A 23,874-nucleotide genomic window follows, 5' to 3' on the forward strand; every position below is an offset into this window, starting at 1 on the left:
TTGTGCTAAAAAAAAGATTAAGAAATAAAATTCTTAAAATTAGAGAAAAATATAATAAAAATAATATTAGGTTAGATTACAATAGAATTATTAATTTTTTTAAAAAAGAAAATATAATTGCTAAAAAAATTGGTGGATACTTTCCTATCAATTTTGAATTTGATGATTTAGATTTACTCAAAAAATTTGAAAAAGATAATTATCAAATATCATTACCGGTAATTAAAAAAAGTTTTCAAATGGACTTTTACAATTGGACTTTTTTTGATCCATTGAAAATTAATAATCTTGGTATACCAGAGCCAGAAGCAAAAAAATTAGTTCACCCTGATATTTTATTTATTCCTATGGTCGCATTTGATAAAAATTTAAATAGACTGGGGTATGGTGGTGGATATTATGATCGTTTTATTGAAAAATTATCAAAAAAAAAAGATATTATCAAAATTGGCTTAGCTCTATCATGTCAAAAAATAAAAAAAATTCCTATTAACAAACATGATCAAAAACTTGATTTTATTATAACAAATGAGGATATTATAAAATGAGAATCCTTTTTTTAGGGGATGTAGTTGGTATCTCAGGCCGCTCAATGGTCTTAAACAATTTACTATCAAAAATAAAAGATCATAAAATTGATTTTGTTATAGTTAATGGTGAAAATGCTGCAGATGCAGGCGTTGGACTTACAGAGGAAATTTGTAAAGATTTCTTTAACTGTGGCGTGGATGTCATTACGACAGGCAATCATGTTTGGGACCAGAAAGAAACTATGTCTCATATTGAAAAAGAAAATAGATTGTTGAGGCCAAAAAACTTATTTGAACCTTCTCCAGGAAAGGGATTTGAAATATTTAATTCAAAAAATGGGATGAGGGTTGGAGTACTAAATTTAATGGGAAATGTATTTATGAAAAAATGTGATGATGTATTTCAAGTGGCAGAAAAGTTTATTAAAAAATATAATTTGAAAGAAGATTATGATTTTCTTGTTGTTGATTTCCATGGTGAAATTACTAGTGAAAAAAATGCAATCGGTCATTTTTTTGATGGAAAGGCCACATTAGTTGTTGGTACTCATACCCATATACCAACAAATGACGCTAGAATTCTTAAAGAAGGAACTGCCTATCAAACAGATGCAGGAATGTGTGGAGATTATGACTCTGTAATTGGAATGAACAAAGAAAATTCAATTAATCGTTTTCTAAAAAAAAAATCTACTAAACACTTTCCAGCAATTGGTGATGCTACTTTATGTGGTGTGATTGTTGATTGTGATATAGAAACAGGTTTAGCAAATAAAATTGAAAACTTTGTATATGGAGGAGAATTAAAAAATTCTCATTAATTATTATGTCGGGTCATTCAAAATGGGCAAGTATCAAACATTCTAAAGGAAAAGCAGACAAACAAAGATCAAAAGTATTTTCAAAACTCTCAAAAGAAATAAGCGTTGCTGCAAAATTAGGCGACAAAGATCCAGCAATGAATCCCAGACTTAGATCTGCCATCCAGGCTGCAAGATCAGCAAATATGCCAAAAGATAATATCGAAAGAGCAATAGACAAATCCTCAGCTAGCAATGACAATAATTTTGAGAATTTAAGATATGAAGGTTTTGGACCAGATAAAATTGCAGTAATTGTTGAAGCTCTAACAGATAATAAAAATAGAACAGCCTCCAATATCAGAACAATATTTCAAAAAAGTGGTGGTAATTTAGGAACACAGGGATCTGCCTCTCATAATTTTAATCAACTTGGTATTATAAAAATAGATAAAAAAGAAATTTCAGACGAACAAATTTTTGAACTAGCAATTGAGTCGGGTGCAGATGAATGTATTTCTCATGAAAATTTTCATGAAATACAATGTCCTATGAATGAAATTTATAATGTAAAAAAAAATCTTGAAAAAACAATAGCAAATTTTATTTCTACAGAAATCGAATGGGTACCTTTGAAATGTGTTGATGTTGAAAAAGATAAAATTGACTCTGCAATTGAATTTCTAGAAACTCTTGAAGATGATGATGACGTACAAAATGTTTATTCAAATATTAATTTAAAAAATAATTAATGCTTATAATTGGAATTGACCCAGGCATAACAGGTTCTATTTGTTTTTTTCAAGATGGAAAAATAATTGATGTTGTTGAGATGCCCAATATGCCAGAAGGGAAAAAAAATAAAAAACAAGTAAATGGTGCTCAAATTTATCATGAAATTTCTTTAAGAATTAAAGATTTAAAAAAAGAAGATATTAAAGTGGTGATTGAGCAGGTTTCGGCTATGCCTGGTCAAGGAGTTACAAGTATGTTTAATTTTGGTCAATCATTTGGAATTTTAAAAGGGATATGTTCTGCAATGCAATTACCAATGTATTTTGTTAGACCTGCTAAATGGAAAAAGTACTTTAATCTTATTAATTCAGAAAAAGATGCCAGTAGAACTAAGGCAATCGAAGTATTTCCTTATTATTCATCAGAATTATCTAAGAAAAAAGATTCTAACAAAGCGGATGCAATTTTAATAGCTAGTTTTTATTACGAAACTTATAAATTAGAGGATTAATTTAACTCTAATAAAGTCAAATTCATGACACATTTTAGTGTGAAAGCTTAATAATGGAAGCTGATATTACATCACAAGCAGTAGGACTTGCATCAAATACTGATTTCTCGTTGTGGAGTTTGTTTTTAAGAGCAGATTTTATTGTAAAATCAGTAATACTTACGCTTATCGCCTGCTCTATATACTCATGGGCAATTATAATTGAAAAATTTAAATTATTTAAAAAAATAAATAAAGAGTCAGAAGAATTTGAAGAAAAATTTTGGAGATCAAAGTCTGCAGAGACTTTTTATAATAGTTTACCAGCTAATTTAGAAAACCCTATGGCTTTATTATTTAAGGACGCTATGCAAACTTTATTGAAAGCTAAAAATAAAGCTAATTTAAGTGACAGAATGAGTGGAATGCTTGAGGTTAGTATTGAAAAACAAATATCAAAAATTGATAAAGGTTTTACTTTTTTAGCAACAGTTGGTTCAACTGCACCGTTTATTGGTTTATTTGGAACTGTTTGGGGAATAATGAATTCATTTCAATCAATTGCCATTTCAAGAAATACTAGTTTAGCAATTGTAGCACCAGGAATAGCTGAAGCTTTATTTGCAACCGCATTAGGTTTGTTAGCAGCGATTCCAGCAGTTGTTGCTTACAATAAATTTAATTTAGACTCAAAAAAATATTCACAAAAATTAGAAAATTTTTCTAAAAGATTTTTATCAATAATTTAAAATGGCTTTTAAACTCAATCGTTCATCAAAAGAGCCTATGAGCGAAATAAATGTAACTCCTTTTGTAGATGTAATGTTAGTTTTGTTAATTATATTTATGGTTACAGCTCCATTGTTAACAGTTGGAGTACAAGTTGACTTACCCGAAAGTTCTGCAGACACATTACCTGAAGAACTTGAACCATTAACACTATCTATTAATGCTAAAGGTGAGATATTTATTCAAGAATCAAAAGTTGATTATGATAAAATAACAGCAAAGATTTTAGCTGTATCGAAGAATAGAACAGACACAAGAATCTATGTCAGAGGAGATAAATCAATAAATTATGGCAGGGTTTTGGAGATAATGGGAATGTTGTCTGGGTCTGGTTTTACCAAAGTAGCATTGATTTCTGAACCGTATAAAGAGAGGTAGTATAAATGAATAGAAATATATTTATTTCTTTTGGGCTTCATATACTTCTCGTATTAATTACTGCCATGAGCCTACCTTTCTTAGCTAAAAAACCAATTGATTTACCACCAATTATTTCAGTTGAACTAATTCAAATTACAGATAAAACAAATATTCCATTTGCACCTAAAGCAAAAAAAATAATTGAAAAAGTTAAAGAAAAAGAAAAAAAACTTGTCTCTGAACAAGCCCCTCCAAAAGCAGTTAAAAAAGATAAACAAGATGCAATACCTTTGCCTGATGAAAAGTTAGAAAAGGTTAAAGAAATTAAAGAAGACAAACAAAACCCCGAAAAAGTTGAAACAGAAATTAAACAAGTTTCAGAATTTGAAAAAAAAGATTTGTTTGATCCAAATAATATTGCAGCCTTGATTGATAAATCTAAAGTAGAAAGCGCTGAAACAAACAAAAAAAGTAATAAAATAAGCCAGGATCAAGATAAGAATATAGAATTTGGTGGTTTGTCACTAAGTGAAGAAGATGCTCTAAAAGCACAAATATTTGGATGTTGGAGTATTCCTTTAGGATTACCTTACAACGAAAATTTACTAGTTAGAATTAAGTTACAATTAAAGCCAGATGGATCTATTATAGATTCCGAAATTCTTGATCATGCTAGAATGAATAAACCAGGACAAGGATTTTATAAAGTTTTAGCAGAAAGTGCATTAAGAGCAGTAAAACTATGTCAGCCTCTTAGAGTACCAAGCACTGGATATGAGAGATGGAAAGAGTTACAATTAAATTTTGATGCAAGAGAAATGTTAGAAGGATAAAATGTTATATAGATATTTATTAGTACTACTGATCATATTTCCAATTAAAGCAATGGCTTTGATAGAAGTTGATATTACGAGAGGAAACTTAAGCCCTCTTCCCGTTGCTGTTTCTCCACTATCAATCGATGATAATTCTAAAGAAAATTTTAAAAAAATTTTAAAAAAAGAAAATTTAGGAGCTGAAATATCTTTAATAGTTGAAAATAATTTAAAACAAACAGGCCTTTTTAATCCTTTAGATAAAAATGCATTTCTTCAAAAACCTGATATTGCAAATTTAAAACCTAGATTTGAAGATTGGAATTTAATTAAAGCTCAAGCACTAATAACGGGCAAAGTAACTTTTGTAGACGATAAATTAAGAGTTGAATTTAGACTGTGGGATATTTTAGCTGGAAAAGAAATGATGGCATTAGCATTTACTACTGTTCCAAGTAACTGGAGAAGAGTTGGCCATATAATTACAGATAAAGTTTACGAGCGCCTAACGGGTGAAAAAGGATATTTTGACACAAGAATAATTTATGTGGCAGAAGAAGGACCAAAAACTAATAGAATTAAAAAACTAGCTATTATGGATCAGGATGGTTTTAATAATAAATTCTTAACCCTTGGAAATGAATTAGTCTTAACACCAAGATTTAGTCCAACCAATCAAATGGTTACATATCTTTCTTATTTTAGAAATTTACCAAGAGTTTATCTATTAGACATTGAAACAGGAATGCAAGAGGTAGTTGGAGATTTTCCAGGAATGACATTTGCACCAAGATTTTCTCCAGATGGAAAAAAAATTATAATGAGTTTTGCTCAAGATGGAAATTCAGATATATACACTATGGACTTGGAGAATAGAATTGTTGAGAGAATTACAAATCATCCTTCAATTGATACTTCCCCTTCTTATTCTCCAGATGGAAAATACATTACTTTTAATTCTGATAGAAGCGGTTACCAACAAGTTTATATAATGGAGAGTAATGGAAAGAATATTAAAAGAATATCTTTCGGTAATGGACTATACGGTACGCCAGTATGGTCTCCAAGAGGAGATTTAATTGCATTTACAAAACTGCATAAAGGAAAGTTTTATATTGGAGTAATGAGAACAGATGGAAGTGGTGAAAGGTTACTAACAGAAAATTTTTATCAAGAGGCACCATCATGGTCTCCAAATGGAAGAGTGTTAATATTTTATAGAGAAACAAAAACGAACGCAAAGGGAGAGGGGTTTTCTGCTAAATTATGGTCTATAGATTTAACAGGTTATAACGAAAAGTTGATTAAAACAGAAACAGATGCTTCCGACCCATCTTGGTCATCTTTATTAACGAATTAGTAGTAATAAAGCTTGATTTTTAACTTGAAAGGTCTAATTAAATATGAAAAAAATAACGAATTACAAAAAACGGACTAAGGAGCAACAATGAACTTAAGCAAGATTTTAAAAAATGCATTTTTGATTTTAATAGCAAGTTTAGTGCTATCAGCATGTGCAACTAAAAAAACAACAGGTCAACTTCAAGGTGATGTTTACACAGGAACAGATTCAGTAGAATATTTAGCCTCAGGTGTGCCAGACAGAGTTTTCTTTGCAACAAACGAAACAGTACTTACAACTGCTTCAAGAGATACTTTAAGAAAACAAGCTGCATGGTTAAGAAAAAATTCGGGTGTTAATGTTGTATTAGAAGGTCACGCTGATGAAAGAGGTACAAGGGAGTATAACTTGGCATTAGGTGAAAGAAGAGCTAATTCAGCAAAAGATTACTTAATGACTTATGGAATTTCTTCTGACAGAATTTCAGTATTAAGTTATGGTAAAGAAAGACCTGTAGACTCAGGATCTAACCCATTAGCTTGGTCAAAAAACAGAAGATCGGTTACTGTTAAAGCTAATTAAGTTAGTTAGTTAAATTAATTTATAAAAGACCCTATCACTATTTAATTAGTGAACAGGGTCTTTTTTTTGCCATCATTATAATTACAAATTAGACTCTATGTTTAGTTATAAAAAAATATTTTACATTAAGGCTTTAGCCTCATTCATTTTTTTTTCAAATATTACATTAGCTGATAATCATAATTTAAATGAGGTATTAGAACTAATTCAAAAAGATTTAAAAACACTTGAGAAGGCAGTTTATTCAGGAGCAATCAATACAAGCAGTTTAAGTAATCAAGAAAATTTTGATCAAAATTCGGAAGATGTTCTAACAAGACATTTACTAAAACTATCAGATATTGAAAATCAGTTTCAGGAATTAACCAACAAATTTGAAGAAATTAATTTTAAGCTAGATAAATTATCAAATAGACTTTCTAAAGTTCAAGCCGATAATCAAGCAAGATTTCAAGAAGTTGAAAATGCATTATCATCAGGAGAAGTAAATCCAAAATTAACATCTAGACAAAAAGAACCAGTGGAAAAAGTTTTACCAGGCTCATCACAGCCGCAAGATTTGGGCTCAATTTCTTATAAAGATAATGAAGACAAAAACACTACACAACAAATTCAATCTATTGAAACAACTTCTTCTATAGTAACAGAAACTTTTCAGGCAGAACAAACAATACTACCAGATGATATACCTGAAAAACAATACGAGTTTGCAACAAGTTTTTTAAAAGTGGGAGATTATAATACAGCTGAGCGAGCTTTTAGAGAGTTTGTAATAGCTAATCCAGAAAATGCTTTAGCAGGCAATGCACAGTATTGGTATGCTGAAACGTTTAGAATTAGGCAGCTTTATACAGATGCTGCCTCAGCTTATTTGGAAGGTTATCAAAAATATCCAAAAGGTGAGAAGGCTCCTATAAATTTATTAAAACTTGGTGTATCAATGGTTCAGATAGGTGAAAAAGAACAAGGATGTAAAATGATTGAAGGTGTTGCAAAGCAATATCCTAAAGCAAATCAATCTGTGCTACAAAAAGCTAAGTATGAATCTAAAAAATTTGAGTGTGAAAAACAAAACACGTAGTCAGATCCTTGAATACTTAAATAAAAAAAAAATTTCTAGAATATATAAAAAGTTTGCAGCATCTTTGAAGGTTGAAGAAAACCTAGCCGTGGCTGTATCAGGAGGCCCAGATAGTCTAGCTTTAGCATATTTAGCAAAATGTTATGCTATTAAAAAAAATATTAAAATATATTACTTTATTGTTGATCATAGACTTCGAAGTGAGTCATCTTTAGAGGCCAAAAATATAAAAATTTTTTTAAAGAACATTGATATAAATTGTGAGATTTTAAAATGGAATGGAAAAAAACCAACTAAAAATATTCAAGCTATAGCAAGGAATAAAAGATATTCATTATTAATTAATCAGTGTAAAAAAAAAGATATAAAACACTTATTGTTAGGACATCACTTAAATGATGTTTTGGAAAACTTTTTAATCAGAATAGTTAGAGGAAGTGGATTAAATGGATTAATTTCATTCAATAAAATTAGTAAATACAGAGATCAAAATATTAATATTTTAAGACCACTTCTTGATATAGAAAAAAAAGATTTAATTTATATCACAAAAATTATTTTTAATTTTTATGTTAATGACCCATCTAATAAAGATGAAAAATATAAAAGAACAAGAATTCGAAACTTATTACACTCTTTAGAAAAAGAAGGTTTGGATATTAAAAAGCTTGAACTAACCATTAATAATCTTAAAGACTCAGATAGATCAATTAAATTTTATGTGGATAGAAATTTAAATAAGAATTCAAAGTTATTGAATAAAGACAAAACTTACATTTTAAACAAATTTTTTTTTGATCAGTCACATGAGGTAATTTTTAGATCTTTAACAAAAATTATTCAAATTATTGGAAGAAAATATTATCCTGTTAGGGGAAAAAGTATTGATGAAGTAATTAATGCCATTAAACAAAAATCTTTTACCAAGTTAACATTGGGTGGCTGTTTTATTGAAAGGATTAACGAAACTATATTAATATCCAGAGAAAGCGTGCATAAAGTCTGAATTATGTAACAATTTGACACTTGTTTAATTAGCAATAATTATTATCTTAAGGTTATGAACATGAAAAATTTAGCAATGTGGGCTGTAATTGTTTTTCTAACAATTGGACTTTACAATATGTTTAAAAACCCACAGGCTAGCATGGGTGCAAATAATGCAATTATATTTTCAGAATTTTTAACTGAGGTAGAAAATGGTGGAGTTGTAAAAGTTGAAATACAGGGCAACAATATAAAAGGTGTTTTTTCTAATGGAGACTCTTTTTCAACATATTCACCTAATGATCCTAATTTAATTGAAAAACTGTCTAGTAAAGGAGTAAGTATTTCTGCAGCTCCAATAGAAGATAAAATGCCATCTCTTTTTGGTATTTTATTATCCTGGTTTCCGATGTTGTTATTAATAGCTGTTTGGATTTTTTTTATGAGACAAATGCAAGGTGGAAAAGGTGGTGCAATGGGCTTTGGTAAGTCCAAAGCTAAAATGATGAATGAGTTAAAAGGAAAAGTAACTTTTAACGATGTTGCTGGAGTTGAAGAAGCAAAAGAAGAAGTTGTAGAAGTTGTAGAATTTTTAAAAGATCCAAAAAAATTTAGTAAATTAGGAGGTAAAATCCCTAGGGGGTGTTTATTGGTTGGTCCTCCAGGCACAGGAAAAACATTACTTGCAAGAGCTATAGCAGGAGAAGCTGGGGTCCCTTTCTTTACTATTTCAGGTTCAGATTTTGTAGAGATGTTTGTTGGTGTTGGTGCCTCACGAGTTAGGGACATGTTTGAACAAGGTAAGAAGCATTCCCCATGTATAATTTTTATTGATGAAATAGATGCTGTAGGAAGAAGTAGAGGAGCTGGTCTAGGTGGTGGAAATGACGAGAGAGAGCAAACATTAAACCAATTATTAGTTGAAATGGATGGATTTGACACAAACGAGGGTGTCATAATTATTGCGGCTACTAACAGACCAGATGTTTTAGATCCAGCCTTATTAAGACCAGGAAGATTTGATAGACAGGTAGTTGTTTCAAATCCTGATATTATTGGTAGAGAAAAGATTTTAAAAGTGCATGTTAAAAAAATAAAGATGGCTCCAGATGTTAACTTAAGAACTATTGCAAGAGGAACACCAGGATTTTCAGGGGCTGATCTTGCAAATTTAGTTAATGAGTCAGCTTTATTAGCAGCTAGAAAAAATAAAAGAATAGTAACTCTTGATGAGTTTGAAGAAGCCAAAGATAAAGTAATGATGGGTGCCGAAAGAAGATCAATGGTTATGACTGAGGATGAAAAAAAATTAACAGCCTATCATGAAGGTGGGCATGCACTTGTGTCTTTTAATATGGAAGGCTATGATCCAATACATAAAGCAACAATCATACCAAGAGGGAGAGCCTTAGGAATGGTAATGAATTTACCTGAACGAGACAAGCATGGGTATTCAATTAAGTTTTTAAAAGCTAGAATGGCTGTTTGTTTTGGTGGAAGAGTGGCTGAAGAAGTAATTTTTGGAAAAGATAATATTTCAACAGGAGCTGGCGGTGGAGCTGGATCAGACATAAACCAAGCCACACAATTAGCGAGAGCGATGGTAACAAAATATGGAATGACAGAAGAATTAGGACCCGTAGAATATGGTGAAAATGAAGAAGAGGTCTTTTTAGGCAGATCAGTAGCTAGAACACAAAGTGTATCAGAAGCTGTTGCTCAAAAAATAGATAAAGAAATAAGAAAACTAGTTGATGAAGGGTACAATAAAGCAAAAGAAATATTAACAACCAAGGTTGATGATCTGCATAAAATTGCAAAAGCACTTTTAGTTTATGAAACATTAACTGGTGAAGAGATAGACAACCTAATAAATAAAAATATATACCCAAGCAACAAAGAAGATTTAAAAGTGGAAGATGATGATAAAGACTCTGCTTTAAGCTCAATGGGTCTTAAGCCAAAAATAGTTCATTAAAAATTAATGAAAAAATATTACACAAGAGCGTGTAATTTTACTCATGGAAAAAAATCAGTTAATCTTGTAAAGAAAAAAATTAATTTACCGTTAAGAGGAAATAATAAAATTTCATTTAATGAAATTGAGATAATTTCTAGAAATTCAAAAAAAACAATTCAGATAAAAGATGTTAAGAATTTACCAAAATTTTTAAGAAATAAAGTTACAAAAGATCTTTCCATCATTACTAAAAAGAGTAAAAATTTTGCTAATCTTAATTTAAATAATATTCCAAATTTAATGGGTGTGTTAAATTTAACACCAGATAGTTTTTCTGATGGAGGAAGATTTAATAAAAAAAATAGAGGTGTAGTTCATGCTATGAATTTATTTAAATTTGGATCAAATATTATTGATGTCGGTGGTGAGTCAACAAGACCAGGTTCACAAACTGTAAGCAATGCAAGAGAATGGAAAAGAATTGCAAATACTATTAAGAAGATAAGTAAAAAATTACCAATATCATTAGATACCAGAAAATCAGAAATAATGAAGAAAGGAATTAAACTTGGAGTTAAAATTATAAATGATATTTCAGGGCTAGAATATGATCAAAAAACAATTGAGATTTTAAGAGATTATAAAACACCATTTGTTATTCATCATTGTCAAGGGACACCAGAAACAATGCAAATTAAACCAGTCTATAAAAATGCACTATTAGATATCTATGATTTTTTTGAAAAAAAAATAAAACTTTTAAGAACGAAGGGTATAAAACATAATAATATTATAATTGATCCAGGTATCGGTTTTGGAAAAAAATTGAAACATAATATGAATTTAATAAGGGATATTTCTATTTTTCATACACTTGGTTTTCCTATATTAGTGGGTGTGTCAAAAAAAAGATTTATCAAAGAAATTGCTGGCATAAATGATACAGAAAATAGAACTGGGGGAACAGTTGCTTCTTCTCTTTATTTAGCCTCACAAGGGGTGCAAATTTTGAGAATACATGACGTAAAGGAATTAATGCAAAGTATAAAAGTATTTAAAAACATAATCCAAAACTAATGACAAAAAAATATTTTGGCACAGATGGCATCAGAGGATTAGTTAATAGCAAGAATATTAATGGTGATATGTTTTTCAAGTTTGGATTGGCATCAGGAACATATTTTAAAATTCAAAAAAAAACAAAACAATTAGCTATTATTGCAAAAGATACTAGGTTGTCAGGTTATACACTTGAGCCTGCTTTAGTATCGGGGTTAACTTCAGCAGGCATGCATGTTTATACTTTGGGTCCTTTACCAACGAATGGTCTTGCAATGCTAACAAGAAAAATGAAGGCTAATATGGGCATTATGATAACAGCTTCACACAATCCTTATTCTGACAATGGTCTAAAATTATTTGGACCAGATGGTCTAAAATTATCTGACAAAATTGAAAAAAAAATAGAAAAATTAATTGATAAAAAAATTGATAACAATTTAATTCGATCACAAAAATTAGGAAGAGTTAAAAGACTGGAAACAGCAAATGATGAATATATTAAGATTTTAAAAAAAAATTTTCCAAAGGATTTTAACCTTATAGGTTTAAGAATAGTAATAGATTGTGCAAATGGAGCTGGCTATAAAGCAGGTCCAGAATTATTAAAATCCCTTGGAGCAAAAGTGTTTACAATTGGTGCAATGCCAAATGGATTAAATATTAATAAAAATTGTGGTTCAACACATCCAAATAAAATTAAAAATGCAGTAAAAAAATATAAAGCACATCTTGGTATTTCTTTAGATGGTGATGCTGATAGAATTATTTTGTGTGATGAAAAAAGTAATATCATTGATGGAGATCAAATAATTGCAGCAATAGCTCTAAGGTGGCAACAAAAAAAAATGCTAAAAGGGGGTGTGATAGGCACTTTAATGTCTAATTATGGTTTAGAAAAATTTTTTAAAGGAAAGAATATAAAATTTATAAGAGCAAATGTTGGGGACAGATATGTAAAAGAAAAAATGCAAAAATATAATTTTAATCTTGGAGGTGAACAATCAGGTCATATTATTTTAGGAAAATTTGCAACTACAGGAGATGGTTTGTTGGTTGCTTTAGAAGTGTTATTTTCTCTAAGAAAAGGGAAAAGGGCTAGTAATTTTTTCAATACTTTTATTAAAACTCCACAAATCCTAGAAAATATTGAAGTAAAAGATAAAAATATAATAAATAATATCGATGTAAGAAGTTCTATTAAAAAAGCAGAAAAATTAATAAAAAATCAGGGAAGAGTCTTAGTTAGAAAATCAGGAACAGAATCTAAAATAAGGATTATGGTAGAAGGTATAAATAAAAAACTTTTACTGAATTGTTTAGAAATTATTAAGAAAAAAATAAAATAAATTGAAACCTAAAGCAAAAATATTGATAATTGCTGGATCGGACTCTTCTGGTGGAGCTGGCATTCAAGCTGATATTAAAACAGTCACTGCTCTAGGATCCTATGCCATGACAGCAGTCACAGCAGTTACAGTTCAAAATACCACAGGTGTAAAATCAATAATTCCAATAAATCCAAAAGAAATATCTAAACAAATAGAATTTACTTCAAAAGATATTAGGCCTGATGCAGTCAAGATTGGCATGTTGCACTCTTCTAAAGTTATTAAGTCTGTTATTAAATCTTTAGACATAATAAAAGTTAATAAAATTATTTTAGATCCAGTTATGGTAGCTAAAGGAGGTGCAAAGCTAATTGATAATGAAGCAATAAAATTACTAAAAAATAAATTGATTAAAATGGTTAGTTTAATAACTCCAAATATTCCTGAAGCAGAAGTCTTAACTAATACAAAGATTAAAAGTAAAGAAGATATGATTTATGCAGCAAGCAAGCTGTTAAACCTTGGTGCTAAAAATGTATTTATTAAAGGGGGGCATCTAAATTCTAAAATAGTCCAAGATATTTTTGTTAATAAAAAAGAGATTATGATTTTTAAAAACAATCGAATTACAACTAATAATACACATGGAACTGGTTGCACTTTATCTTCAGCTATTTCTTCATTTTTTGGATGTGGAAAAACACTAAAGAAATCTTGTGAGCTTGCAACTAAGTATGTAAATAATTCAATTAATTCTAAGATTAACTTTGGTAAAGGCCATGGACCGATTAACCATTTAAGCTCGATAACAATAGAAAAAGAATTTAGATAATGAGAAACGTTGTAGTTGTTGGATCACAGTGGGGAGATGAAGGTAAAGGAAAAATCGTTGATTGGCTGTCAGACCAAGCAGACGTTGTAATTAGATTCCAAGGTGGACATAATGCGGGGCATACTTTAGTTATAGATGGAGTCACATATAAGTTAAGGTTGTTACCGTCTGGAATTGTAAGAAAAAATAAAATTTCAATTATTGGCAATGGAGTTGTTGTTGATCCCTGGGCATTATTGGAAGAAATTAAAGAAATTAAATCTAAAGGTGTTGAGGTTAATATAGATAATTTTATAATTTCAGAATCTGCTAATTTAATTTTACCATTTCACAGAGAAATGGATGAGATAAGAGAAGATGCTGCGGGAAAAGGAAAAATTGGAACTACAAGAAGAGGAATTGGCCCTGCTTATGAAGATAAAGTTGGAAGAAGATCAATTCGAGTTATGGATTTATTGTCGGAGAGTAATCTTGATCATAGATTAGAAACTGTACTTTTACACCACAATGCAATTAGAAAAGGCTTAGGTAAGAGAATCTTTGAAAAAGATAAACTCAAAGCGGACTTGTTAAAAATTGCACCAGAAATACTTAAGTTTTCTCAGCCTGTATGGCTTAGAATTGATGAATTCAAAAAACAAAAAAAGAAAATATTATTTGAAGGTGCACAAGGAATTTTACTTGATGTTGATCATGGAACATATCCCTTTGTAACATCTTCTAACACTGTAGCTTCTAGTGCTGCGACTGGAACTGGTTGTGGACCAAATTCTATTCATTATGTTCTTGGTATAACTAAAGCTTACACAACAAGAGTAGGTGAAGGTCCTTTTCCCACTGAGTTAACCGATGATATTGGAGAATTACTTGGGTCAAGAGGAAAAGAATTTGGTACTGTTACAAGTAGAAAAAGAAGATGTGGTTGGTTTGATGGGGTCTTAGTAAGACAAACAATCAAAATTTCAGGAATAGATGGTATTGCACTGACTAAATTAGATGTTTTAGATGAATTAGATGAAATTAAAATGTGTGTTGAGTACGAATTGGATGGAAAAATAATGGATTATTTGCCTGCAGCCGTTGAAGATCAGCTAAAAATAAAACCAATTTATAAAACTTTTCCTGGATGGAAAAGCTCTACTCAAGGAATAAAAAATATTGAGGCTTTACCCGAGAATGCAAAAAAATATATTTATGCGCTAGAGGACTTTATTGGAACTAAGGTTTCAAGTATTTCGACAAGCCCTGAACGAGAAGACACTATTCTTTTAGAAAATCCTTTTGAAGTTTAGTTAACAGGTAGCAAATTTTTTGATTTAGCAGATAACAGCATGTGTTTTTGAAGTTTCTCAAAAGCTTTATTCTCAATTTGTCTAATTCTTTCTCTACTAATTTTATACTTTTTACTTAAGTCTTCCAGTGTAGTAGGTTCATCATTTAATCTTCTTGAATATAAAATTTCTCTTTCTCTTTCATTTAATATTTTTATGGAGTCTTTTAACAAACCTTGCCTTTGAACCATCTCTTCTTGATGAGCAAATTTTAAATCATGATCTAATTCTTTATCAACCAACCAATCCTGCCACTCATCTCCATCCTCACCAACTTGAGCATTAAGAGAAAATTCTTTACCTGATAGTCTTCTATTCATTGAAACAACTTCATCTTTGCTAACATCAAGTTTATTTGCTATTTCATTTACATGTTCTGGTCTTAAATCACCTTCAGATTGAGGTGCAATTTGATTTTTAATTTTTTTTAGATTAAAAAATAATTTTTTTTGAGCAGTTGTTGTTCCTATTTTTACTAGGCTCCAAGACCTTAATATATATTCTTGTATAGATGCTTTGATCCACCACATTGCATATGTAGCCAATCTAAAACCTTTTTCTGGTTCAAATTTCTTTACAGCTTGCATTAATCCTACATTTCCTTCAGAAATCATTTCATTTACTGGAAGACCATATCCTCGGTATCCCATTGCAATTTTTGCAACAAGTCTAAGATGACTTGTTACTAACTTTTCTGCAGATTTTATATTTCCTGTTGCCTTCCAATTTTTTGCTAACATATATTCTTCTTCAGCCTCAAGCATAGGAAACTTTTTAATCTGCTCAAGATAAGCGGATAAACCACCTTCGTTAGAAAGCGTTGGCAGGTTGTTATTCATAGTAGTGCTCATGTTTAGTATTTATTTAGTTGACCGTGATATTATTTCAAGACTTTATTTACTAGTATTTCTAAGCAATGTTAGAATATTTTCAAGTTCTTGTGGCAAAATTGAGGTAAAGACCATCTCCTCATTAGTTTTTGGGTGAATAAAACCTAACGTTTGAGCATGTAGAAATTGTCTGTTTAATTTACAAATTAAATTTTCTAAATTTGTGTCAATATTTTTAAGTTTTTTATATTTTTTTTTATATTTACCATCACCCATAATGCTATTACCCATGTGAGTCATGTGAACTCTTATTTGGTGCGTGCGTCCAGTTTCTAATCTACATTCAACAAAACTTAATGTAGGCGTTTTGTCATTTTCAAAAACTTCAATAGTTTTATAATTTGTAATTGCTCTTTTACCTTTAGAATTACTTACTTCCATCATTTGTCTATTTTTTGAACTTCGAGTGATAAACGTATCAATTTTTCCAGACGAAGGTCTAAGTTTTCCCCAGATTAAAAGTTGGTAAACTCTGGTAATTGAATGTTTGCTAAATTGATGGGATAAATTTTCATGTGTTTCATTGTTTTTTGCAATAACAATTAATCCAGAAGTGTCCTTATCTATTCTATGAACGATACCAGGGCGCAGTTCATCACCAATTGTAGATAAAGAGTCTTTATTATAATGCATTAGAGCATTTACAATTGTCTCATCATAATTACCTGCTCCTGGATGCATAATAATTCCAGGTGGTTTATTTATTACAAGAAGGTCACTATCTTCATAAATGATTTCTAATTTAAAATTATAAGGTTTTAAAGACGCTTCTTTTGGTTCAGGAATTTGAAGGGTTATTTTATCTCCAATTAGTACTTTTTTGGATGGGCTATTAACAATCTTATTATTTAGCTTTAATTTTTCTTTCAGTATTAAATTTTTAATTCTTGTTCTGCTAATTAAATTTTCACGTTTATTAATAAATACATCAAGCCTGAGGTTGTTTTCATCTTCTTTAACTATTAAATTAATGTTTTTTTCCATAAAATATAATATTAATACTATACGCGCTTGTAGCTCAACTGGATAGAGCGCCTGACTTCGGATCAGGAGGTTCTGGGTTCGACTCCTAGCAGGCGCACCAATTATTGTTGTTATTTTACTACATCTATTTAGTCAAAGTAAACCAACAATCTCATTTGCTTAGCTTCAAAATTAATTTTATCAACTATCATCTTATTTTTATATAATTTTAAAAAATTGATTAGTTCAATTGGTTTTTTTTAATCAAAATTTAGAGGCTCGAATTAATCTGTCATTAATTGTTTTTCCAAGAGCCACATTAGGAATTTTTTCTACTGCAATTGATTTATAACCTTTGTTTTTTATTTTTCTTAAACAGGAATAAAGGTTTTTAGTAGCTTCATTCAAATCTCCTTTTTTACTCAGATAAAAATAATTAGATAAATGATTTTTTCTTTTTTTTATTAAAATATATGCCTCATCAATTTTAGTTTTTTTAATATTCATTTTTAGTGGAATACCAGGTGAATAGTGAATTTTAGATTGGCCAGGAGAAATTTTTTTTTTAGGATTAATACTTATTTTAATTTTCTTAGACAAAACTTTTTCTATTTTAGAAATTTCTAGGCCACCCAATCTAAGTATTTTTGGTTTATCTCTTAAATCAATTATTGTTGACTCTATACCTATTTTACATTGACCTCCATCTAAAATATATTTAACTTTATTTCCAAAATCCTCTACAATATCTGAACTCTGCACAGCGCTTACTTTTGTTGAAATATTTGCACTAGGAGCAGCTATTGGGTAATCAAGCTCTTTTAATAATTTTCTAAAGATTTTATGTTTAGGAAATCTTACTGCTAAATTAGATTTTTTGTTAGTAACCATTTTAGAAATTTTGGAATTTTTTTTTAAATCTAAGACATATGTAATCGGCCCAGGAGAGAATTTTTTATACAATTTGATAAAACTATCATTTAACAAACAGTCTTTTTTTAAGTCTTTGATACTGTGATAGTGAACAATTAAGGGGTTAGATTTTGGTCTTTTTTTCAATTTATATATATTTTTAACTGCATTATTAGAGTATGCGTTGGCCGCTAATCCATAGACAGTTTCTGTAGGGACACCTATGCAATAATGATTATCAAGATAATTTTTCGCTTTTTTGATTTTTGATTGATAAGTTTTCATATATTAATAATTATTATTATATGAAAGATAAAAATTTACCACTTGATAATATCCCTGGTTCTTTAGAAGAATTAACAATTGAAGCAAATAAAATTATTGAATATCTAGAAAAAAAAAGATCTGGAAAATTCTATAGATGATTATCAAAAGTTGTTAAGATTAAATAATATTATTGAAAAAAAATTTCATAAGGACAATAAGAAAATTAATGAAGAAACAAAAAATAGAATTAATAAAATATTAACAAAAAAAAATGAGAAATAAGCTTAAAGAAATAGCAAAAGATACAAATATATTTTTACAAAAATTTATTACCAAACAACAAAAAACTGAATTAATTCCTGCAATGAAATATGGCTTATTTCCTGGTGGAAAAAAGATTAGGTCAAAAATCTTATTAGATATTGGTTCTATATTTAAGATTAAATATCAGACATTAATTGCTATTGGTGCAGCAGTAGAATGTATACATGCATACTCATTAATTCATGATGATTTACCCTGTATGGATAATGACACTTTAAGAAGAGGTAAGCCCTCAACACACATTAAATTTGGTGAGGCTACAGCAGTTCTTGCAGGCAATTCACTTTTAACAATGGCTTTCGAAATTTTAAGCAGCTCTTATTTAAAAATAAGTGAAAGTAGTAAATTGTCTTTAATTAAAAGATTATCTGAATGTTCTGGTCATTTAGGAATAGCAGGAGGACAATATTTAGATTTAAATTTTGAAAAAAAAAAAGTTTCAAAAAATAAGATTATAAATATGGAAGTAAAAAAGACTGGAAAATTATTTAGTTTCTGCTGTTCTGTTGCTCCAATAATAAAAAATAGATCAGCAAAAGAAATAAATTTTTTTGACAAAATTGGTTCTAATGTTGGTCTCTTATTTCAGATAGCAGACGATGTAATCGATTATCAAGGATCTTCCAAAGTTGCTGGAAAAAAAACAGGTAAAGATAAAAAAAAAGGTAAGGCAACCTTAATCAGTTTACTTGGATACAAAAATGCTATTAAATATAGTGAAAATATTAAATTTAAGATAATTAGTGATTTAGATAGACATAATTTTAAATCAAATAATTTAAATGAGACACTGAATTATATTTTAAAAAGAAATAAATGATTGAAGATTATAAATATTTAAAAGAAATTAATTTTCCAGCAGACTTAAGGAAACTTTCTGAGAGTCAACTTCAAGATTTATCTAATGAAGTAAGAGCAGAGATGATAAGCGCAGTTTCTCAAACTGGTGGACATTTGGGTGCTGGACTAGGTGTTGTAGAACTAACTGTAGCCTTACATTATGTATTTGATACACCAAATGATAAATTAATATGGGATGTAGGTCACCAAACATACCCTCATAAAATTTTAACTGGTAGAAAGTCAAAGATTAAAACTTTAAGACAAGGAAATGGTTTATCAGGTTTTACTAAAAGATCAGAGAGTGAATACGATCCATTTGGAGCAGCTCACAGCTCAACATCTATTTCATCAGCGCTAGGAATAGCTGAGGCAAACAAGCTATCTAACAAGTCAAATAATGTAATTGCAGTTATTGGTGATGGTGCAATTAGTGCAGGAATGGCTTATGAGGCAATGAATAATGCTGGGGCCTCAAAAACTAAAATGATAGTAGTCTTAAATGATAATGACATGTCGATCGCTAAACCTGTAGGAGCAATGAGAACTTATTTAGCAAAATTATTTTCTGGTAAAATATATTTTAGCTTAAGAGAAACTTTTAAATTAATTACTTCAGCCTTTTCTAAAAGATTTAGTGCAAATGCAGGTAAAGCTGAGGATTTTTTACGTTCAGCTGTTACAGGAGGAACACTATTTAATTCACTGGGATTTTACTATGTTGGTCCAATTGATGGACACGATCTGGATACACTTGTTCCAATTTTAAAAAATGCAAGAGACTCTAAGCATCAAGGACCAATTATGATTCATGTTAAAACGCAAAAAGGAAAAGGATATTCATTTGCTGAAAAAGCAAGTGATCATTATCATGGTGTTTCCAAATTTAATGTAGTTACAGGTGAACAAGTAAAAAGTGGTGTAAATCTTCCAGCATATACAAAGGTGTTTGCAAATACCCTAGTCAAACATGCTGAAAAGGATAGCAAGATAGTTGGTATTACAGCAGCAATGCCAGGAGGCACAGGCATGGATATTTTTGCAAAACAATTTCCAAAGAGAATGTTTGACGTTGGAATAGCAGAACAACATGCGGTTACTTTTGCTGCTGGTTTATCAACGGAAAATTATAAACCCTATGTTGCAATTTATTCAACTTTTTTACAAAGAGCGTACGATCAAGTTGTTCATGATGTAGCAATACAAAGTTTGCCAGTAAGATTTGCTATAGATAGAGCTGGTTTAGTGGGAGCAGATGGATCTACACATGCAGGTTCTTTTGATATTACTTATTTATCAACCTTACCAAATTTTATAGTAATGGCTCCTAGTGATGAGTCTGAATTTATAAAAATGATCAATACCTCAGTACACATTAATGATAAGCCATCTGCAATTAGATATCCTAGAGGAACTGGAGTTGGTCTTGAGCTTCCATCTATAGATGAAACTTTAGAAATAGGTAAGGGAAGAGTTATTCAAAATGGAAAACAAGTTTGTATTTTGTCTTTAGGAACTAGGTTGGAGGAGTGTAAAATTGCAGCAGAGGAGCTTAAAATTAAAGGCATTAACCCCACAATCATTGATGCAAGATTTGCAAAACCTTTAGATCAAGAACTTATTTTAAAATGTGCTAGAGAACACGATTTGATGATAACTATAGAAGAAGGTTCAATTGGTGGTTTTGGTTCTCATGTTAAAAATTTATTAGCAGAGAAAGGAATATTTGATAAAGGTTTGAAATTTAGATCAATGACATTACCAGATATTTTTATAGAACAAGATGATCCAAAAAAAATGTATGATGTTGCTGGTTTAAATGCTTCACAAATTTCAAAAAAGATACATGATGTTCTTTTTGTTAAAGAGTCAATTAAAGTAGTTAAAAATTAAAATAAGAACTATCCACACTGAGCTTTATTCATCAGGTAATGATCTAATAAAACACAATTCATCATAGCTTCCCCAACAGGAACCGCTCGAATTCCAACGCATGGATCATGTCTACCTCTAACAGAAATAGTTGTATTTTTTCCAAATTTATCAATCGTTTTTCTAGTTGATAAAATAGAAGAAGTTGGTTTTACAGCAAAAGATGCAATAATTTCTTGACCAGTTGAAATTCCACCTAATATGCCTCCTGCATTATTTGAATTAAATTTTAATTTTTTTCCTTTTTGAGAAATTTCATCAGAATTTTGTTCTCCACTTAATTGAGCTGAATTCATACCTGAGCCAATATTAACTCCTTTGACAGCATTAATACTCATCATAGCAGAAGCAATATCCATATCTAATTTAGAATATATGGGAGCACCTAATCCAACAGGAACTCCTCTTGCTCTTATCTCAATAATTGCCCCACAAGAAGAACCTGATTTTCTTATATTCAATAAATATTTTTCCCACAATTTTATTATATTCTTATCAGGACAAAAAAAAGGGTTTCGATTGATAATTTTATCTGACCATTTAGTTGTATCACATCCAAGTATACCTAGCTGCGTAACAGCACCAATAACTTTGAATTTCTTACCCAATTTATTTTCCAAAACTTTTTTCGCAATTGCACCAGCTGCAACTCTAGCTGCTGTTTCTCTAGCTGATGATCTTCCACCTCCACGGTAATCTCTTATTCCATATTTTTTAAAGTATGTAAAATCTGCATGGCCAGGTCTAAATTTATCTTTAATATTTCCATAATCTTTTGATCTCATATCTTTATTATAAATAATTAAAGATATTGGAGTCCCTGTTGTTTTTCCTTCAAATACACCTGATAAAATTTGAACTTTATCATCTTCTTTTCTTTGAGTGGTAAATTTTGATTGTCCAGGTTTTCTTCTATCCAATTCTTTTTGTATATCTTGTTCTTTTAAACTAATATTTGGTGGACATCCATCAACTACACACCCTAGAGCAGGACCATGAGATTCTCCCCATGTTGTGAAACGAAATTGCTTTCCAAAAGTATTAAATGACATTATCTATATTATATAGATTATTTTGTTAAAATTATGAATCAAAAAAACTCACTAGGACTTAATAGTTGCTTTTTAGATATTAAAGACCCAATAAAGCTATTTGAAGTTTGGATGAATGAGGCAAAAAGGTCAGAGTCTAACGATCCCAATGCCCTTGCATTGGCCACATCTGATCTCAATAATTTTCCTTCAGTAAGAATGGTTTTATTAAAAGATTTTAATAAGCAAGGATTTGTTTTTTATACTAACTTAGAAAGTCAAAAAGGTAATGAATTAAAAAAAAACCCTAAAGCAGCAATGTGTTTTCATTGGAAAAGTCTTTTGAGACAAGTAAGAGTAAATGGTATAGTTAAAAAAGTTACAGATGAGACAGCTGACCAATATTATAATTCTAGAAGCTATGAAAGTAGGATAGGTGCATGGGCCTCCAAACAAAGTTCTGTATTAGATAGTAGAGATGATTTAATAAAATCGATAGAAGATTATAAAAAAAAATATAAAGATAAAAATAATGTTCCACGACCAAATTATTGGTCAGGCTGGATTTTAGAACCTTCAAGTATTGAATTTTGGTTAGATGGAAATAGCAGAATCCATGAGAGACTTAAATTTACTAAAGATGATAATGATGAGTGGAATAGAACGCTATTAAGCCCTTAAAAACTTCTTTCAAGACTAAACGAAGTAAGATCTTCTAAAATTTTTTTCTCTTCATTATTTTTAAAAATACTTAATGAATTAGATGCAAGGTTTATAAAATGTTCTGCTTTTTTATAGCATTCTTTAATAATCTTATATTTATTAATTAGATCTAGTGTAAAACTTAAATCTTCTTTAGATCTAATTTCTTGTTTAAAAATATTTTGTAGCTTATCTTTTTCTAAAGAATTAACTTTTTGAAATAATAAAATCACTGGAAGGGTAATTTTACCTTCAAAAAAATCCTTACCAATTTTTTTACCAAAATTTTTAAGATTAGAATTATAATCTAAAGTGTCATCTGCAATTTGAAAAGTTAATCCTAAATTTTTTCCATAAAACTCCAAAGCTTCTTTTTCTTTAGTTTCACTATTTGATAAAATTGCACCAACTTTAGTGGCCGCTGAAAAAAGTTCTGCAGTCTTAGCTGTAATTATTTTAAGATAAGTTTCCTCAAGCATGTCTGTTTCTCCTTTATACTGAAGTTGTAAAACTTCTCCCTGAGCTATTTTAGACGATGTTGAAGATAAAAGTTTTAAAACTTCTAAATTACCATCCTCTACCATCATTTCAAAACATCTGCTAAGAAGGTAATCTCCAATTAATACAGAAGAGTGATTTCCCCAAATTGAGTTAAGAGTTTTTTTTCCTCGTCTTATATTTCCAAGATCAATTACATCATCATGCATAAGAGTAGCACTATGTATCATCTCAACACAAGCTGCCAAATTAATATCTCTGCCACCTTTTGTGTAGCCACACAATTTAGCAGATCCAAGAGTCAACAAGGCTCTTAGTCTTTTTCCTCCAGTTAATATATGGTAATCAGTCATTTTTTGAACTAAATCTACATCACTTATGAGTTTTGATTTAATTTTTTCTTCAACAAGAACTAATTTTTCATCAACAGAATCTTTCAGTTGAAAGTAAGAATTATTTATTTGATTTTTTAGTTGAACTACAGTGCCCAT

At 29.8% G+C, this 23,874-nt stretch carries 24 protein-coding genes and 1 tRNA gene; 20 read left to right on the top strand and 5 right to left on the bottom strand.

Features of this window, described 5'->3' with window-relative positions; translation table 11 throughout:
- The first annotated feature begins 2 nt into the window (after nucleotides 1-2).
- From AC5SL8_RS01085 to AC5SL8_RS01160, 16 genes are all read left to right on the top strand, one after another.
- Nucleotides 3-548: a 5-formyltetrahydrofolate cyclo-ligase gene (locus AC5SL8_RS01085; RefSeq protein WP_494580167.1), complete on the top strand. Its 546-nt coding sequence runs from the start codon at nucleotides 3-5 to the stop codon at nucleotides 546-548.
- A complete protein-coding gene (locus AC5SL8_RS01090; protein ID WP_494580168.1) occupies nucleotides 545-1,351 on the top strand; it encodes a TIGR00282 family metallophosphoesterase in 807 nt (268 codons plus the stop codon). Before AC5SL8_RS01085 ends, AC5SL8_RS01090 begins: the two co-directional genes overlap by 4 nt.
- Before the next feature lie 5 nt (nucleotides 1,352-1,356).
- A complete protein-coding gene (locus AC5SL8_RS01095) occupies nucleotides 1,357-2,082 on the top strand; it encodes a YebC/PmpR family DNA-binding transcriptional regulator (RefSeq protein WP_494580170.1) in 726 nt (241 codons plus the stop codon).
- A complete protein-coding gene (locus AC5SL8_RS01100; RefSeq protein ID WP_494580171.1) occupies nucleotides 2,082-2,576 on the top strand; it encodes a crossover junction endodeoxyribonuclease in 495 nt (164 codons plus the stop codon). Before AC5SL8_RS01095 ends, AC5SL8_RS01100 begins: the two co-directional genes overlap by 1 nt.
- A 53-nt stretch (nucleotides 2,577-2,629) precedes the next feature.
- Nucleotides 2,630-3,304, top strand: a complete 675-nt coding sequence (tolQ, locus tag AC5SL8_RS01105; RefSeq protein ID WP_494580172.1) for a protein TolQ — start codon at nucleotides 2,630-2,632, stop codon at nucleotides 3,302-3,304.
- Nucleotide 3,305: 1 nt separating this feature from the next.
- Complete coding sequence (tolR, locus tag AC5SL8_RS01110) at nucleotides 3,306-3,722, top strand: protein TolR (RefSeq protein ID WP_494573348.1); 417 nt, start codon at nucleotides 3,306-3,308, stop codon at nucleotides 3,720-3,722.
- Nucleotides 3,723-3,727: 5 nt separating this feature from the next.
- Nucleotides 3,728-4,537, top strand: coding sequence for a cell envelope integrity protein TolA (gene tolA / locus AC5SL8_RS01115; protein WP_494580174.1), 810 nt, complete (start codon nucleotides 3,728-3,730; stop codon nucleotides 4,535-4,537).
- A gap of 1 nt (nucleotide 4,538) precedes the next feature.
- Nucleotides 4,539-5,879, top strand: a complete 1,341-nt coding sequence (gene tolB, locus AC5SL8_RS01120) for a Tol-Pal system beta propeller repeat protein TolB (RefSeq protein ID WP_494580175.1) — start codon at nucleotides 4,539-4,541, stop codon at nucleotides 5,877-5,879.
- Between the two features lie 87 nt (nucleotides 5,880-5,966).
- Entirely contained in the window at nucleotides 5,967-6,443 is a 477-nt protein-coding gene (pal, locus tag AC5SL8_RS01125; protein WP_494580176.1) for a peptidoglycan-associated lipoprotein Pal, read from the top strand.
- Nucleotides 6,444-6,540: 97 nt separating this feature from the next.
- The gene (ybgF, locus tag AC5SL8_RS01130; protein ID WP_494580177.1) at nucleotides 6,541-7,524 is read left to right on the top strand and encodes a tol-pal system protein YbgF; all 984 of its coding nucleotides are present in this window, start codon (nucleotides 6,541-6,543) and stop codon (nucleotides 7,522-7,524) included.
- The gene (gene tilS, locus AC5SL8_RS01135) at nucleotides 7,505-8,530 is read left to right on the top strand and encodes a tRNA lysidine(34) synthetase TilS (protein ID WP_494580178.1); all 1,026 of its coding nucleotides are present in this window, start codon (nucleotides 7,505-7,507) and stop codon (nucleotides 8,528-8,530) included. The genes ybgF and tilS overlap by 20 nt, the downstream gene beginning before the upstream one ends.
- Nucleotides 8,531-8,590: 60 nt before the next feature.
- The gene (gene ftsH, locus AC5SL8_RS01140; RefSeq protein WP_494580180.1) at nucleotides 8,591-10,489 is read left to right on the top strand and encodes an ATP-dependent zinc metalloprotease FtsH; all 1,899 of its coding nucleotides are present in this window, start codon (nucleotides 8,591-8,593) and stop codon (nucleotides 10,487-10,489) included.
- A 6-nt stretch (nucleotides 10,490-10,495) separates the two neighbouring features.
- Nucleotides 10,496-11,548 carry a dihydropteroate synthase gene (folP, locus tag AC5SL8_RS01145; protein WP_494580182.1) on the top strand — a complete coding sequence of 351 codons (1,053 nt, stop codon included), beginning with the start codon at nucleotides 10,496-10,498 and terminating at the stop codon, nucleotides 11,546-11,548.
- Nucleotides 11,548-12,879 (top strand): phosphoglucosamine mutase, encoded by a 1,332-nt coding sequence (gene glmM / locus AC5SL8_RS01150; protein ID WP_494580183.1) that lies wholly within the window; start codon nucleotides 11,548-11,550, stop codon nucleotides 12,877-12,879. Before folP ends, glmM begins: the two co-directional genes overlap by 1 nt.
- Nucleotide 12,880: 1 nt before the next feature.
- On the top strand, nucleotides 12,881-13,693 hold the full coding sequence (gene thiD / locus AC5SL8_RS01155; RefSeq protein WP_494580185.1) for a bifunctional hydroxymethylpyrimidine kinase/phosphomethylpyrimidine kinase: 813 nt from the start codon (nucleotides 12,881-12,883) through the stop codon (nucleotides 13,691-13,693).
- The gene (locus AC5SL8_RS01160) at nucleotides 13,693-14,985 is read left to right on the top strand and encodes an adenylosuccinate synthase (protein WP_494580186.1); all 1,293 of its coding nucleotides are present in this window, start codon (nucleotides 13,693-13,695) and stop codon (nucleotides 14,983-14,985) included. Before thiD ends, AC5SL8_RS01160 begins: the two co-directional genes overlap by 1 nt.
- Here the strand turns inward: AC5SL8_RS01160 and rpoH are convergent.
- Nucleotides 14,982-15,863: an RNA polymerase sigma factor RpoH gene (rpoH, locus tag AC5SL8_RS01165; RefSeq protein ID WP_494580187.1), complete on the bottom strand. Its 882-nt coding sequence runs from the start codon at nucleotides 15,861-15,863 to the stop codon at nucleotides 14,982-14,984. The genes AC5SL8_RS01160 and rpoH overlap by 4 nt on opposite strands.
- A 54-nt stretch (nucleotides 15,864-15,917) precedes the next feature.
- Nucleotides 15,918-16,898: an RluA family pseudouridine synthase gene (locus tag AC5SL8_RS01170; RefSeq protein ID WP_494580188.1), complete on the bottom strand. Its 981-nt coding sequence runs from the start codon at nucleotides 16,896-16,898 to the stop codon at nucleotides 15,918-15,920.
- A gap of 23 nt (nucleotides 16,899-16,921) precedes the next feature.
- Between AC5SL8_RS01170 and AC5SL8_RS01175 the strand changes: the two genes are divergently transcribed.
- Nucleotides 16,922-16,998: transfer RNA gene (locus AC5SL8_RS01175), tRNA-Arg, on the top strand.
- 143 nt (nucleotides 16,999-17,141) lie between these two features.
- Here AC5SL8_RS01175 and AC5SL8_RS01180 read toward each other — a convergent pair.
- Entirely contained in the window at nucleotides 17,142-18,074 is a 933-nt protein-coding gene (locus AC5SL8_RS01180; protein ID WP_494580190.1) for an L-threonylcarbamoyladenylate synthase, read from the bottom strand.
- A gap of 253 nt (nucleotides 18,075-18,327) precedes the next feature.
- Between AC5SL8_RS01180 and AC5SL8_RS01185 the strand changes: the two genes are divergently transcribed.
- Complete coding sequence (locus AC5SL8_RS01185; RefSeq protein WP_494580192.1) at nucleotides 18,328-19,200, top strand: polyprenyl synthetase family protein; 873 nt, start codon at nucleotides 18,328-18,330, stop codon at nucleotides 19,198-19,200.
- The gene (gene dxs, locus AC5SL8_RS01190) at nucleotides 19,197-21,113 is read left to right on the top strand and encodes a 1-deoxy-D-xylulose-5-phosphate synthase (protein WP_494580194.1); all 1,917 of its coding nucleotides are present in this window, start codon (nucleotides 19,197-19,199) and stop codon (nucleotides 21,111-21,113) included. Before AC5SL8_RS01185 ends, dxs begins: the two co-directional genes overlap by 4 nt.
- An 8-nt stretch (nucleotides 21,114-21,121) precedes the next feature.
- Here dxs and aroC read toward each other — a convergent pair whose 3' ends face one another.
- The gene (gene aroC, locus AC5SL8_RS01195) at nucleotides 21,122-22,204 is read right to left on the bottom strand and encodes a chorismate synthase (protein WP_494580196.1); all 1,083 of its coding nucleotides are present in this window, start codon (nucleotides 22,202-22,204) and stop codon (nucleotides 21,122-21,124) included.
- 33 nt (nucleotides 22,205-22,237) lie between these two features.
- On the opposite strand from aroC, the gene pdxH reads away from it, so the two are divergent.
- Nucleotides 22,238-22,864 carry a pyridoxamine 5'-phosphate oxidase gene (gene pdxH, locus AC5SL8_RS01200; protein WP_494580198.1) on the top strand — a complete coding sequence of 209 codons (627 nt, stop codon included), beginning with the start codon at nucleotides 22,238-22,240 and terminating at the stop codon, nucleotides 22,862-22,864.
- Here pdxH and AC5SL8_RS01205 read toward each other — a convergent pair.
- Complete coding sequence (locus AC5SL8_RS01205; RefSeq protein ID WP_494580200.1) at nucleotides 22,861-23,874, bottom strand: polyprenyl synthetase family protein; 1,014 nt, start codon at nucleotides 23,872-23,874, stop codon at nucleotides 22,861-22,863. The genes pdxH and AC5SL8_RS01205 overlap by 4 nt on opposite strands.

It is taken from the genome of Candidatus Pelagibacter sp. PS_41 (genome assembly GCF_059417725.1).

Coding starts and splice junctions, on each gene's coding strand:
- AC5SL8_RS01160 (WP_494580186.1), top strand. CDS start 13,693: ATGAGAAACGTTGTAGTTGTTGGATCACAGTGGGGAGATGAAGGTAAA.
- AC5SL8_RS01205 (WP_494580200.1), bottom strand. CDS start 23,874: ATGGGCACTGTAGTTCAACTAAAAAATCAAATAAATAATTCTTACTTT.
- ybgF (WP_494580177.1), top strand. CDS start 6,541: ATGTTTAGTTATAAAAAAATATTTTACATTAAGGCTTTAGCCTCATTC.
- rpoH (WP_494580187.1), bottom strand. CDS start 15,863: ATGAATAACAACCTGCCAACGCTTTCTAACGAAGGTGGTTTATCCGCT.
- tolA (WP_494580174.1), top strand. CDS start 3,728: ATGAATAGAAATATATTTATTTCTTTTGGGCTTCATATACTTCTCGTA.
- AC5SL8_RS01180 (WP_494580190.1), bottom strand. CDS start 18,074: ATGAAAACTTATCAATCAAAAATCAAAAAAGCGAAAAATTATCTTGAT.
- tolR (WP_494573348.1), top strand. CDS start 3,306: ATGGCTTTTAAACTCAATCGTTCATCAAAAGAGCCTATGAGCGAAATA.
- tolB (WP_494580175.1), top strand. CDS start 4,539: ATGTTATATAGATATTTATTAGTACTACTGATCATATTTCCAATTAAA.
- dxs (WP_494580194.1), top strand. CDS start 19,197: ATGATTGAAGATTATAAATATTTAAAAGAAATTAATTTTCCAGCAGAC.
- aroC (WP_494580196.1), bottom strand. CDS start 22,204: ATGTCATTTAATACTTTTGGAAAGCAATTTCGTTTCACAACATGGGGA.
- pal (WP_494580176.1), top strand. CDS start 5,967: ATGAACTTAAGCAAGATTTTAAAAAATGCATTTTTGATTTTAATAGCA.
- AC5SL8_RS01090 (WP_494580168.1), top strand. CDS start 545: ATGAGAATCCTTTTTTTAGGGGATGTAGTTGGTATCTCAGGCCGCTCA.
- AC5SL8_RS01185 (WP_494580192.1), top strand. CDS start 18,328: ATGAGAAATAAGCTTAAAGAAATAGCAAAAGATACAAATATATTTTTA.
- AC5SL8_RS01100 (WP_494580171.1), top strand. CDS start 2,082: ATGCTTATAATTGGAATTGACCCAGGCATAACAGGTTCTATTTGTTTT.
- AC5SL8_RS01170 (WP_494580188.1), bottom strand. CDS start 16,898: ATGGAAAAAAACATTAATTTAATAGTTAAAGAAGATGAAAACAACCTC.
- ftsH (WP_494580180.1), top strand. CDS start 8,591: ATGAAAAATTTAGCAATGTGGGCTGTAATTGTTTTTCTAACAATTGGA.
- tolQ (WP_494580172.1), top strand. CDS start 2,630: ATGGAAGCTGATATTACATCACAAGCAGTAGGACTTGCATCAAATACT.
- pdxH (WP_494580198.1), top strand. CDS start 22,238: ATGAATCAAAAAAACTCACTAGGACTTAATAGTTGCTTTTTAGATATT.
- AC5SL8_RS01095 (WP_494580170.1), top strand. CDS start 1,357: ATGTCGGGTCATTCAAAATGGGCAAGTATCAAACATTCTAAAGGAAAA.
- glmM (WP_494580183.1), top strand. CDS start 11,548: ATGACAAAAAAATATTTTGGCACAGATGGCATCAGAGGATTAGTTAAT.
- folP (WP_494580182.1), top strand. CDS start 10,496: ATGAAAAAATATTACACAAGAGCGTGTAATTTTACTCATGGAAAAAAA.